Source organism: Actinocorallia populi, assembly GCF_002995495.1.
GTDB lineage: Bacteria > Actinomycetota > Actinomycetes > Streptosporangiales > Streptosporangiaceae > Actinocorallia > Actinocorallia populi.
Window position 1 is genome coordinate 431,386 of sequence record NZ_PVZV01000005.1, and the last position, 12,354, is coordinate 443,739.

At 68.4% G+C, this 12,354-nt stretch carries 11 protein-coding genes and 1 pseudogene; 7 read left to right on the plus strand and 5 right to left on the minus strand.

Annotated elements, in window-relative coordinates:
* The 3 genes from C2865_RS22125 (at position 1) to C2865_RS22135 (ending at position 1,504) form a co-directional block, all read left to right on the plus strand.
* Positions 1 to 465, plus strand: coding sequence for a fluoride efflux transporter FluC (locus tag C2865_RS22125; protein ID WP_106400449.1), 465 nt, complete (start codon positions 1 to 3; stop codon positions 463 to 465).
* The gene (locus tag C2865_RS22130; RefSeq protein WP_106400450.1) at positions 462 to 833 is read left to right on the plus strand and encodes a fluoride efflux transporter FluC; all 372 of its coding nucleotides are present in this window, start codon (positions 462 to 464) and stop codon (positions 831 to 833) included. Before C2865_RS22125 ends, C2865_RS22130 begins: the two co-directional genes overlap by 4 nt.
* Before the next feature lie 68 nt (positions 834 to 901).
* Positions 902 to 1,504, plus strand: coding sequence for a TetR/AcrR family transcriptional regulator (locus C2865_RS22135; protein ID WP_106400451.1), 603 nt, complete (start codon positions 902 to 904; stop codon positions 1,502 to 1,504).
* A gap of 6 nt (positions 1,505 to 1,510) precedes the next feature.
* Here the strand turns inward: C2865_RS22135 and C2865_RS22140 are convergent, their stop codons facing one another.
* Positions 1,511 to 2,461: a hypothetical protein gene (locus C2865_RS22140; RefSeq protein ID WP_106400452.1), complete on the minus strand. Its 951-nt coding sequence runs from the start codon at positions 2,459 to 2,461 to the stop codon at positions 1,511 to 1,513.
* A 169-nt stretch (positions 2,462 to 2,630) separates the two neighbouring features.
* Here C2865_RS22140 and C2865_RS22145 point away from each other — a divergent pair, with 169 nt between their 5' ends.
* The 4 genes from C2865_RS22145 (at position 2,631) to C2865_RS22160 (ending at position 5,996) form a co-directional block, all read left to right on the plus strand.
* Positions 2,631 to 3,452 (plus strand): hypothetical protein, encoded by an 822-nt coding sequence (locus C2865_RS22145; RefSeq protein ID WP_157963867.1) that lies wholly within the window; start codon positions 2,631 to 2,633, stop codon positions 3,450 to 3,452.
* Positions 3,453 to 3,551: 99 nt separating this feature from the next.
* Positions 3,552 to 4,697, plus strand: coding sequence for an acyl-CoA dehydrogenase family protein (locus C2865_RS22150; RefSeq protein WP_106400454.1), 1,146 nt, complete (start codon positions 3,552 to 3,554; stop codon positions 4,695 to 4,697).
* Positions 4,698 to 4,992: 295 nt separating this feature from the next.
* Positions 4,993 to 5,391, plus strand: coding sequence for a hypothetical protein (locus tag C2865_RS22155; RefSeq protein WP_106400455.1), 399 nt, complete (start codon positions 4,993 to 4,995; stop codon positions 5,389 to 5,391).
* 32 nt (positions 5,392 to 5,423) lie between these two features.
* Entirely contained in the window at positions 5,424 to 5,996 is a 573-nt protein-coding gene (locus C2865_RS22160) for a DUF6036 family nucleotidyltransferase (RefSeq protein ID WP_106400456.1), read from the plus strand.
* Positions 5,997 to 6,273: 277 nt separating this feature from the next.
* Here C2865_RS22160 and C2865_RS22165 read toward each other — a convergent pair.
* The 4 genes and pseudogenes from C2865_RS22165 to C2865_RS22185 all read right to left on the minus strand — a co-directional run.
* Positions 6,274 to 6,543 (minus strand): annotated as a pseudogene (locus C2865_RS22165) (transposase); the annotation flags it as partial.
* Positions 6,544 to 6,618: 75 nt separating this feature from the next.
* Entirely contained in the window at positions 6,619 to 9,135 is a 2,517-nt protein-coding gene (locus tag C2865_RS22170; protein ID WP_106400458.1) for a glycoside hydrolase family 78 protein, read from the minus strand.
* Positions 9,136 to 9,254: 119 nt separating this feature from the next.
* A complete protein-coding gene (locus tag C2865_RS22175; RefSeq protein WP_106400459.1) occupies positions 9,255 to 10,601 on the minus strand; it encodes an MFS transporter in 1,347 nt (448 codons plus the stop codon).
* 669 nt (positions 10,602 to 11,270) lie between these two features.
* Complete coding sequence (locus C2865_RS22185; RefSeq protein WP_106400460.1) at positions 11,271 to 12,266, minus strand: LacI family DNA-binding transcriptional regulator; 996 nt, start codon at positions 12,264 to 12,266, stop codon at positions 11,271 to 11,273.
* Positions 12,267 to 12,354: the final 88 nt, after the last annotated feature.

Sequence of the window (12,354 nt, forward strand, 5' to 3'; positions counted from 1 at the left end):
ATGGCCGCCGACCAGCCCCGCGATCCCGACGTCGACCTCGGGTTCCCCGCCCAGCGCCGCGAACTGGAGCGCGCGCCCGGACCGCTCCTCGGCGCCATCGCCCTGGGCGGGGCGCTGGGCGCGGCGGCCCGCCACGGCCTGACCGTCCTGCTGCCCACGCCTTTGGGCGGGTTCGCCCTCGCCACGTTCCTCATCAACGTGACCGGCTGCCTCCTCATCGGCGCCCTGATGGCCGCGATCGCGGCCGTCCCCTCCCTGCCCGCCCTGACCCGGCCCTTCCTGGGCGTGGGCTTCCTGGGCGGGTTCACCACCTTCTCCACCTACGCCATGGACGTCCACCGGGCGGACTCCCCGCTCACCACGGTGCTCGTCCTTTCGGCCACGCCGCTGGCGGCGCTCCCGGCCGTCCGGCTGGGCGCCGCCGCGGCCCGGATTCCGCTGCGCCGCACGGGTACCGCGTCGTGACCGTCCTGCTGGTGATGCTGGGCGCGGCGGTGGGGGCGCCGCTGCGGTACCTGGTGGACCGGGCGGTGCAGCGAAGGCTCGGAACGGGGTTCCCGTGGGGGACGCTCACGGTGAACGTCGCGGGCTCGTGGGTGCTGGGCCTGCTCGCGGGGGCCTCGGTGGGGGGCGGGACGGCGGCACTGGCGGGGGCGGGGTTCTGCGGGGCGCTGACGACGTACTCGACTTTCGGTTACGAGGCCGTACGGCTGGTCGAAGGGGGCGCGCGGGCCCGCGCGTCGGCGTACGTGCTGGTGAGCACGGCTGCGGGGCTGGGGGCCGCCGGTCTGGGGATGGTGCTCGGCCAGGGGTTTGAGGCTGTCGGAAAATAACCGGGCGATTGCCCTGAAACGGGCAGGATGTTTAGGGTGTCCGCCGTGGTCACCCTGAGGAAGAGCGAGTGAGGTCCGTCCCCGTGGGGTGGAACCCGCGCAGGCGCGGGAGGGAGACGGTGCCCCGGCTGCTCGACGCGGGCATCGAGTCCCTGCTGGAACTGGGGCCGGCGCGCTGCACGCCGCAGGCCGTCAGCGCGCGGGCGGGGGTGGCCCCGGCGGCGCTGTTCCACCACTTCGGCACCCTGGAGGACTTCTACATCGCGGTGGCCGAGGAGGTCGCCTGCCGCCAGCTCGCGGCCATGCAGGCACTGCTGGACGCCGCGCCCCGGGACGAGGAACCGCTCGAGACCGCCCTGCGCCTGCTGGCGGAGCTGAGCTCGAACCGCGTCAGCGCGGTCTTCCTCGACCTGATGGGAGCGGCCCGCACCGACCCCGCCCTGGCCGTCCGGCTCGGCACCCTGCTGGAGGCCTACCGCCGCGACATCCAGGAGATCGCCGTCCAGCTGCCGGGCCTGGACGAACTGCCGTCCGGCCTGTTCGCCGACCTCGTCCAGCTCGCCCTCGACCTGTTCCGCGGCACCCGCCTGCGCGGGGGGGACCAGCGGGAGCGGATCCCGCTGATCCTGGCCCTGCTGCGGGGGCGGGTCGCGGTGCTGCTGGACGGCTGAGCCCGGTCACCGCCGCTGCGGGACGGCCGCCTCCCGGCGGCGCGACCCGTACCGGGGCGCGACGCTGGGCCGCGGCATCTCGTGGCGGGGGAACAACACGATCGCCATCAGGGCGAGCAGGAACCCGCCGGTGCGCAGGGCCGTCGGGACGAGGCCGTCCGGCCAGGGCTCGTCGAAGAGCACCGGGCTGCACAACACCAGCATCATCCGCCCGGTGACCGTGATGAGGGTGGCCACGATGACGATCCGGCAGCGCTGCAGGGCGATCTGCAGCTGGGCGAGCGCGATGCCGGCCATGCCCAGCGTCAGGTACGGGTAGGGGGAGGCGACCAGCGCCATGACGGTGCCCTCGGACGCCCACACCGCCGCGATGCCGCGGATTCCCGTCTCGGCGACGCCCGAGCAGACACCCGCCCCGATGCCGTAGGCGACGCCCGCCAGGGGCCGCGCGTGCCGCCCGCCCCGGCTGCGGTCGCCGACCAGCCAGACCAGGCCCGCGACCAGCAGCGGCGGGACGGTCACCAGGGCCAGCTCCCACGGCGAGGGGGAGCGGGGGGACAGGTCGGCGCTGTCGGTGTCGGCGCCGGACAATCCCAGCAGCACCGTCGCCAGCCCGAACAGCGCGACGCTGGCCCACTCCCGCGGGCCGAGCCGCTCGCCGAGGAAGAGCGTCGCGTAGACCAGCAGCAGGACGAGGCTCACCGAGAAGGCCGCCTGCGCGACGCCCAGCGGCAGCGCCGAGAAGGCGATCACCTCGTAGGCCAGGCCGATGAACAGCAGGACGCCGCCGGTGAACCAGATCCCGTCGGTGAGCATGTGCCACACGGTGTGGAACGGGCGGCTGCCGCGCAGCGACGGCATGCGCGCCGCGGCCTGCCGGAAGAAGAGGAAGGCCATGTAGTAGACGCTCGTCCCGAGGATCGCCGCGCCCACCGAACCCAGGGTGACTCCGTCCAAGGCGGCGCTCCTCATCTGAACTTAGTGTGATCTGTCTCTCTTCCGACGGATACCTTACGGGAAGCAGGTCAGGGTCGTTATCTCGCCTGGATATCACCTCTAGCTCCGCTTTCACGCTATGTGGCACAATCCTCACGCTCGTTTCGTTCCCCAGGGAGGCGCGTTCCGCATGAGACGTCTGAACAGCGCAGGAGCGGTGCTCCTGGCCGTCGCGGCGGTCCTCGCCGCCCCCGGGGCGGTCTCCGCCTCGGCCCGTGCGGACAAGACCCTCCGGCTGCGGCAGGACACCCCGGTCGGCGCCGCGAGCAAGGCGGGCGGCACATGCCCCGTGCCCGCGGACAAGGACGGCTGGCACTTCAGCCTCGCCGAGGCCCCGCAGAACGTGGAGTTCCGGTCGGTGACCGCCACCTTCGACATCGGCGGCGCCCAGACGGTCGGCGCGGGCGGCCGCGACGCCTACGTGGCGTCCGAGAGGGGGGCGAACCTCACCGGCGCCACCGCCGTCGTGGACGGTTCGCTGCTCGTCCTGCCGCTGGTGCGCTACTTCGACCTGGCCGGCACCTGCCCCGGCCAGGCGCCTCCGCCCCCGCCCCCGGCCGCACCCCCGCCCCCGGTCGAGCAGCCGCCCGCGGAGCAGCCGCATCAGGACGACCGGCCCGCCCAGGACCAGCCTCAGGACCAGCCCGCGGCGGACCCGGTGAACGACGGCCGGCCGGAGGAAGACGGCCAGAAGCCCGGCGCCTCCCCGGCGGCGGCCTCTCCCACCTCCGGCCCGGCCGACGCCACGAAGCTGCCGAAGGTCCCCGGCGGCCCCGACCAGCCCCGGCTCCACGTCAACACCGAGGAGGGCGGCACCCCGGTGCCCGCCGCCGCCGACGAGCCCTCCGGCGGGCTGGGCGTCCAGGGGTTCTCCCTCATCGCCGGCGGCCTCTTCCTGCTGGTCTTCGGCGGTGCGGCCGCCTATCTGAACCTCCGCCGCCGCGGCGCCTGACCCGGCCGTTCACCGCTCCCGGCGGACGGTGAACCGGGAGGCGTCCGGTACATTAAGCGTGCGCTTAATGAGCGGGCGCCCAGTGGACTGGAGGACGATGTGCGGCGGACGCTGTTCAACGAGGACCATGAGGCTTTCCGGGAGACCGTGCGCGGCTTCGTCGAGCGCGTGCTCGTCCCGAACCACGAGCGCTTCATGGAGCAGCGCTCCATCGACCGCGAGGTCTGGCTGGAGGCCGGCAAGCTCGGCCTGCTCGGCCTCGAGGTCCCCGAGGAGTACGGCGGCTCCGGTGCCCACGACTTCCGCTTCAACGTCGTGGTCAACGAGGAGTTCTCCAAGGTCGCCCTGGCCTTCGCCTCCTGCATGAGCATCCACGCCGACATCTGCGCCCCCTACCTGGTGAAGCTCACCACCGAGGAGCAGAAGAGGCGCTGGCTGCCGAAGTTCTGCACCGGCGAGCTGTGGACCGCCATCGCCATGACCGAACCCGGCGGCGGCTCCGACCTGGGCGCTTTGAAGACCACCGCCGTCCGCGACGGCGACGAATGGGTCATCAACGGCAGCAAGACCTTCATCACCAACGGCTACTCCGCCGACCTCGTCATCGTCGCCGCCCGCACCGACCCGGCCAAGGGCGCCAAGGGCATCTCCCTCTTCGCCGTCGAGACCGGCACCCCCGGCTTCGAACGCGGCCGCAAACTCGACAAGATCGGCCAGCACGAGTCCGACACCGCCGAGCTCTTCTTCAGCGACGTCCGCGTCCCCGCCGACAACATGATCGGCGAAGAGGGCATGGGCTTCGTCAACATGATGAAGCTCCTCCCGCAGGAACGCCTCGGCACCGCCGTCACCAACCTGGCCCACGCCACCCAGATCTTCACCGAGACCCTGGCCTACGTGAAGGAGCGCAAGGCCTTCGGCCGCCCCGTCGGCTCCTTCCAGCACAACGCCTTCCAGCTCGCCGACCTCGCCACCGCCCTCGACGTGGCCCAGGCCTACGTGGACCAGTGCACCCAGGCCCACGTCCTGGGCGAGGCCACCACCGTCGACGTCTCCAAGGCCAAACTCTGGTCCTCCGAAATCCAGAACCAGGTCATCGACACCTGCGTCCAGCTCCACGGCGGCTACGGCTACATGACCGAATACCGCACCGCCCGAGCCTGGGCCGACGCCCGAGTCACCAAGATCTGGGCCGGCTCCAACGAGATCATGAAGCTGATCATAAGTCGGGACCTGGGGTTGTAGTCCTGGCCTGGGCTTTTACGGATCCGGTGGGTCCGTCGGTGCTGCGAGCCTAGTGCCGTGTTAGATCAAAAGTCAGGGGATCCGGTAAGGGTCTTGTTCTCCCGGCCGGGTCCTGTCCGATATCCCCGGATATGTGGCCCGGCTTTGCGTGTCAGGGTGTCCGCCCTGGTGGTGCTCCGTGTCGGATCAGGGCCGACGGCTGTCCCGTCGTGCTGTCGGCCTCAACGTCGCTGGACGTAGCCTGTCGCGCATCTTGGTGATGTTGGGTGGTAGTGCCCGTGGGTATGCTTCGGCTATGTCGGATGGGCTGCTGGTGGATGCGGATCGTGAGGCTGTCGAACGCTTCGTGAATGCCGCGAGGAGGCGGCTGCCCAGGGAGGCTGAGCGGTCGCTGTGGTTGAACCGCGCTGTCGTCTCGGCTCTGGAATCCGATCCTGATCGTGTGTTGGCCATCGCTCGTCGCAACCTTCAGCGTATGCGGGATAGGCAGGGCTGGGGTCGCAATCCCTGGCTCGTTCGATGGATGATCATTCTCGATGCCGGAGTCGATGCAGTGATCGAGGTGCTTCTGTCGCGTGATCCCGAGGCGGTTGAACTGCGGCAGAACGCCCCGTTCGCCGGGGTGCTCGAGCAGGAGCATCGCGAGCGTCTTCTTGAGGAGTTCCGGAGGCACTGGGCTCGCGCGAACGGCTGATCGGCCGAGTCGATGGAGGCTAGTGTCGAGGCGTGAAGCGCAGTGAACTGGACGATCTCCTCACGTTGATCGGTAGCAGGCTCGGTGGTGAAATCCTGGTGGTCGGCAGTCAGGCCATCCTCGCAGCGGTGCCGGAGGAGGAGTTGCCTGCGGAGGTCACGGCGTCGATCGAGGTGGACGTGACCTTCCTCGACGGGGATGAGGAGAAGGCGGATATCGTCGATGGCGCGCTGGGCGAGTACTCGCGCTATCACGAGGAGCACGACGTCTATGCTCAAGGCGTCGGCTTGGAGACGGCCAAGCTTCCCGCTGGTTGGAGAGACAGGCTCGTTCGGTTCGAGGGACTTCCTGACGAGGTTGTCGCCTTCGCTCCGGATCCGCATGATCTCGCAGCGGCCAAGGCTGTCGCCGGCCGGGAGAAAGACGCGGTCTACGTCTTGTCCTTGATTAAGTCGGGCATCCTGGATATTGAGCTCCTGTTCGAGCGTCTCCAGCAGATGCCGGCCGAGGTGCCTCCCGAAATGATCAACATGGTGAGCGATTACCTGGCCGATCTGCGTTCTGCTACCGACGAACCGACCGACCGGAGTCCATACGAATTCTGAGCCCGGTCAACACTACGAGTGAACCCACTTCGTCCCCGGGCGGCCTGGCGATGCGTTGGAAGCGGACAACCGCCAACGACTTCGGGACTCAGATGGGCCCCACCTTTAACTAAGCGCTCCGGGCCTGATGGAGGCTCTGGTCTGCCTCCACCACACCCGGGGCAGGCCACCGAAGGAGGCCGGCGTTTGCGGCCGTAGTAGGTGCCCGGGCACAGGTCCAAGACCCTGCAGACAGGCTCGACCCCGAAGCCGCCGCGGAAGTGGTCGACCACCGCGACTACCTCGTCCGGGGCTGGCCGAGCTCCGTGGCGAAAAACACCGAAGCGGCCTTGAGGATCTCATTAGCCCGCTTGAGCTCGGTGTTCTCCTTGCGCAACCGCTTGATCTCCTCGCGCTCCGCGCAGGTCGGCTGCTCAGGCCGCCGTCCTGTATCGGCCTCGGCCTGGCGGACCCACAACCGCAGTGCCTCGCGGTGGATCCCCAGGTCCTTGGCGATCTGTGCGATCGGCCGGTCCGACTCCAGCACCAGGCGCACGGCCCGGTCCCGGAGCTCTTGGGGCGGCCGTGCTGCGGGGGGAACCTCACAATGCGGGACGGCACGTCGTTAGCGAGTCAGGATCGCTCATCTTTCCAACACCGCCCGCAGGTCTTCTTCCAGGGCCGGGATGTTCCTCGGCAGCATCTCGAGGACGGCATTCAGCGAGGCGTCACTGGTTTCGATGCCGGAGGCCTCGATGGGAAATCCGGGGAGGTGCTTCGTGAGCACGCCTCGTACGGCTGCCCAGATCTCGGGCTCATCAGCCACCTTCGCCAAAGGAGTGTCCATCGTGAGCAAGGGGCGTTCGCCATAGTCTGCCGGTACCGGATAGCGCCATGTGTGTGTGCCGGACTCCACCTCCTCGGCGGAGTCTTCGGAGTGAAGCGGTAGTACGACCATCGCGGTTGCGCCTGCCGGGACCGTGACATCGAGGGTCAGCTCGCCGTTCGCGATCTGCCAACCTACTTCCACGCGTCCTCTGACCGTGTCGTGCACCGTGCGAGCAGAAGTGAGTCCGCCACCGGGTCGGGGGGCGATCTGGAGTCGTTTCCAGCCCGGCGAGGTGCGTACCAGACCGCCGACCACGCGGTGCAGCCAGGCGGCGACGGCGCCCAAGGCGTAATGGTTCAGGGAGGTCATCCCCGTCGAGTTCAGTGTGCCGTCGGGACGGATCGAATCCCAGCGCTCCCAGATCGTCGTCGCGCCCATCGTGACCGGGTAGAGGAAGGACGGGCACTCTTTCTCCATCAGCAGCCGATATGCCTCTTTGAGATGGCCGGTGCTGCTGAGTGCCTCGGTCACCAGCGGGGTTCCCGCGAAACCGGTGGAGATGCGGTAGTCCTCCTTCTTCACGATCTCCGCGAGGCGGTCGCCGGCCTTCTGCCGCTGGGGCTCTTCGAGGATGCCGAACATGATGGCCAGGGCGTAGGCCGTCGCGGTCTCGTTCACGACGCGACCGGAGTCGGTGACGTACTCGCGCCGGAACGCGTTGCGGACCCGCTCGTGCAGGGCCCGAAAGTGTTCTTCGTCCTGGTCTATGCCGAGGATCGCGGAGGTCAGAGCCATCTCGCGCGTGGTCTTGACGAAGTACGCGGAGGCGACGAGGAAACGATCGGTCTTTCCCCCGGCCGCGTTGTCGGCGGGCGCGTCAGGGTCCAGCCAGTCGCCGAACTGGAAACCCGAGCTCCACAGCCCGTCCTCGTCGAGCAGGCCCTCCACCTGCCGCACGAAAGCGGTCATCGACTCGTAGCTGCCGCGCAGGATGGCCGTGTCGCCGTACTCCTGGTAGAGCTCCCAGGGCAGGCTGACGGCGACGTCACTCCAGAGCGCCGTGGGTGAGGAGGGGGTGGACTGCACGTCCGGCACGGTCCAGGGGACGTCGCCCGTCTCCCGCTGCTCGGCTGCGAGGTCCTGCAGCCAGGAGCCCAGCACGCCCCGCACGTCGTACAGGAAGGTCGCGGTCGTCGAGAACGCGTTCAGATCGCCCGTCCAGCCCATGCGCTCGTCGCGCTGAGGGCAGTCGGTGGGCAGGCCGACGAAGTTGCCCCGCATCGACCACAACGTGTTCTCATGGAGCCGGTTGATCAGCGGGTCGGATGTCTCGAACCAGCCGGTGCGTGTCATGTCGCTGTGCACGACGACGGCACGAAGGGCCTCTGCCGTCGGGTCTCCGGGCCAGCCTTCGATCTCGACGTAGCGGAAGCCGTGGAAGGTGAACTGCGGTTCCCACACCTCGACGCCGTCTCCGCGGAGCGTGTACCGGTCGGTCGCTTCCGCCGTGCGGTTCGTCTCCCGCTCGAGCTCGCCGGAGGGGGTGAGCACCTCGGCATGCCGAAGGGTCACCGTGGTGCCCGCCTCACCGGCCACGCTGATCCGCACCCAGCCGGAGATGTTCTGGCCGAAATCGACGATCGTCGTCCCCGCGTCGGTTCTGCGCAGCAGGGTCGGAGCGAGCTCTTCGACGCGCCGGATCGGGGGCGCGGCCGTCTCGGTGAGGCTCGAAAGGGGCCAGTCGAAACGCCGGGCCGCCGCCCAATCGCCGTCGTCGAACCCGGCTCGGGTCCAGCCGCTCGGCTCGAGCCGGGCGTCGTAGGTCTCACCGGCGTAGATTCCGTTCGCCCGGACCCCGCCCGTGCCGATCCGGAACCGCTCGTCGGTCGCGACGATCTCGGTCCGGTCGGGGTATTCGAGCTCCAGCTGTGCGAACAGAGCCGGACGATCCGCGTAGTTATGGCGGTTGTTGTCCCAGGTCAGTGCGCCGACCGCCCAGCCTTCGCCGACGATGGCGCCGAAGGCGTTGGCGCCCGGGGAGATCAGAGCGGTCACGTCGTGGGTGCTGACCGCGAGCCGGTGCCGGTACGACGTCCACCCGGGCGCGAGAACCTCGTCTCCGACACGGGATCCGTTGATGTAGGGGACCACGATTCCGAGTCCCGTCACCGTCAACCGTGCGCGAAGAGGGAGGTCTTCGACGTTGAATTCTCGTCGAAAATAGACGGCTGGATCCCCATCGGCAGCGGCGCTCGTGCCGCTGACAAAAGATGCCTGCCATTTGAGGGATGCGCGGTCGTGCTCGGTCGTGCTTGTGACGGGGGTCGTCATGGAACTCCTTGCCATTGTCTGCTCGCGAGGCCGGACCAGGCCGGTTGTGAGTGGTGTTCAGGAAAAAGCCGCCGCGTGCGGTGTCGTGTCGTCAGGCAGTTTCGGACACTGCGCACGTCCTATCGGGATCCACGCACGAGCATGGCTGTGATGACGGCTCCGAGGCTCAGGATCCCGCCGAAGGTGAAGAGCAGCGTGTAGTTCTGTCCTGCACCGCCGATGGCAAGGATCATCGGTGCGATGATCGGACCGAGCGCGCCGGCCAGGTTGCCGGAGAGGTAGTAGATCGACATCCACTTGCCGTTCTCGTCTTTCGTGGGGAGGACGTCCGCTGCCAGGGCGAGGTCGACGGAGTTGAACGCGCCGACGCCTGCCGCGAGCACGGTGCCGCCGATGGCGTAGGTGAGGAAGCCGGGGGCGAACGCGGCGATGACCGAGCCCACGGCGATCATGGATGCCGCCGTGTAGATGAACGGCTTGCGGCGTCGCAGGCGGTCGGAGAGGTATCCGCCTCCGATCGTGAACAGCATCGTGGCGAGCAGGCTCACGCCGCCGACGAGTGCGAGCTGCCGTCCTGCGCTCTCGGCCGTGTAGCCCAGACGATCGAGGAGGAAGTAGAGCTGGTAGGTCCCGAAGAACGCGTACCCGAACTGCAGGCAGAACTTGCCCAGCCAGACCCACGCGAAGTCCTTCGCCTTCAGGGGATTGAACGCGAGGCTGCGGAAGATGTCGAGTACCGATCCAACTCGCGCTTCGGCGGGAGCCGGCGCATCCGGCACGGTGATGAGCCAGAGGACCACCACCAGGGCGAAGACGGCCACGGGTGCGAGGAAGAGCAGGAGCAGGTCACCCGTCAGGAAGCTGCCGGCGAGTGTTGCCAGGACACCGGCGATGGACGCGGCGACCCCGGTGAGCGCGCCGAGCTTTCCGCGTTGGGAGCTCGGCACCCGCTCGGCGAGCGTGGGGTTGAGCGCCGCGCTGATCGCGCTGCCGGCGAACTGCGCGACGAGCCAGCCGACGAGGACGACCCAGAAGTTCGGCGCCACTGCGATGATCAAAGCACTGAGGAGTGCGAAGCATAGGCCGACGACGAGGTACGGACGGCGGCGTCCCCACCGTGAGCGAGTCGCATCGCTGATCACGCCGAAGACCGGTCCGACGACCAGACTCACGAATGCACCGATACCGACGATGAGGCCGAGATTAGCCTCTTTCGTCGTGGGGTCCATCAGTTGCACCTTGTAAGCCAAACTGAACAAGGATGGCATGAAGAGCACGAGGTAGAAGCCGAAATAGGTGAGCGTATAGACGGTGGTGAACCACGTGCCCACTCGGGGGATGCCCGGTGATTCGAGGGCTCCTGCCGTATCGGCGATAATGGCGCATTCAACCGGATCTTCGGGCGGGAGATCGTGCGCTGTGTCGGTCGCCGAGGAGTCGGTAATGGCGGACGGGTCGTGCTTCATGGCAGGTCCATTGGCGTCTAGAAAATGCAATGATCGATTCAGATCGCGATGTGCGGACCTCATGGAACCATGCGAATTGACGCGCGTCAATACTAAGGTGGAGCCTCGTGCCGACCCGTCGACCCGCCGACCCCGGGTCGCCAGGGCCGCCGTTACCGGCTGGGCCCGCTGCCGGCATTGTGCCTGCTCGCGATGCCCGGCGGAGCGCCCTCGCCCGTCGGGGACAGGAGATTCATCGGGCTGCGACTCCACCCTGCTCGCAGTCCTCGGACTACGCCAAGGCGCCGACCTGCCCGGGGCCAGCACACTAAGCCCGCTGCTGGCCCGCCTGGACGGCGACACCCTGGACAAGGCGGCGGGCGGATACCTCGCCCGACTGGCCGCCGAACAACCCGGCGCCCCGCCCCTGGCCGCCATCGCGGTCGACGGCAGGATCCTGCGCGGCAGCCGCACCGAAGACGGCACCGCCGTTCACCTGCTCGCCGCGGCCCTGCACCACGTCCGGGACGTCACCTACCGCGAGATCGCCTCAAAGATCCGCACCGGGACCGCACCCCGAGCGATGGCGACCTTCCGCAACCTCGCCATCGGCTTGGCCCGCATGATCGGCTGGGCCAACCACACCGCTGCCACCGCGCCCACCCGACCACGGTCTTCAGCCACTCGGTCTCATGATCTGAACAGGCTTTCACCTTGGTTCCGCATCCGCGAGGTGCTCTCGCCCGGGACGACCGTGATCTGCTTCTTCACGATGTCCAAAGGCTGCTCGGGCATCGACTGGGGGCCCAGGAGCAGGGCCTTGACGATCTCGTGCGCGCTGTACTCGACGTCGATGTCGATCGTCGTGAGGGAGGGTTCCGAAACGTGGGCGACCGTGGAGTTGTCGACCCCGATCACGCCGATGTCCTCGGGGACGCGTTTTCCCGCTCGCCGTGCGGCGCCCAGCACGGCGAGCGCCGCTTCGTCGTTGTAGGCGGCGAATCCCGTCCTGCCGCCGTGAGGCGGGAGGAACGCCGTCTCAGAGGCCGTCCCTCGTTCCATGTTCAGATGCAGAGTGGGCAGGGCATCGACGCCGTTCTTCGCGCACCACTCGACCACGCCCCTCTCCCGTGCGGTCGCGAAAGGCTGTTCCCGCTGGTCGACCGGCATGGCGACGGCGACGCCGGTATAGCCCGTCTCGGCGAGATGCGCCGCTTGGAGAGCACCGATCTCGGCATCGATGGCGACCTGCAGCTCTCGGGACTGCTCGATCACCGGGACGTTGTTCGTGGCGAGGCGCGCGCGCTGTTCCGGGGAGAGCGGGGCGACGCTCCATACCCCGACGGGCCGGAGTCCGAGGATGGCGTCTTCCAGGGTGTCGTCGGAGGAGGCCAGGCGGAGCAGGTTCGTTTTGCCGGCCTGTGCGAGCTCGGCGGTGATGCGGTCTATGAGCTCTCGCAGCCGGGGGCCGAAAGTGATGTTGGGGATCAGCGTGATGACGATGTCGCTGGTTCCGCGGGCGAGCGTGCGTCCGGCGACCGACGGGCGGTAGCCCAGTTCTTGGGCAACCTGACGGACATGCTCCACCATTTCGGGCTTGAACCGGTGACCGTGGCCGTTCATGATCTGGCTGACCGTGGAACGGGACACGCCGGCGCGGGCCGCGACGTCCGCACTGCTCGCCATGTGGTCTCACCCCTTTCGGTGTGGGTTCTCTCCAGCCTGGCACGTTGATCGGACCAGGAGAAATTGACGCGCGTCAATACTCGTGGTT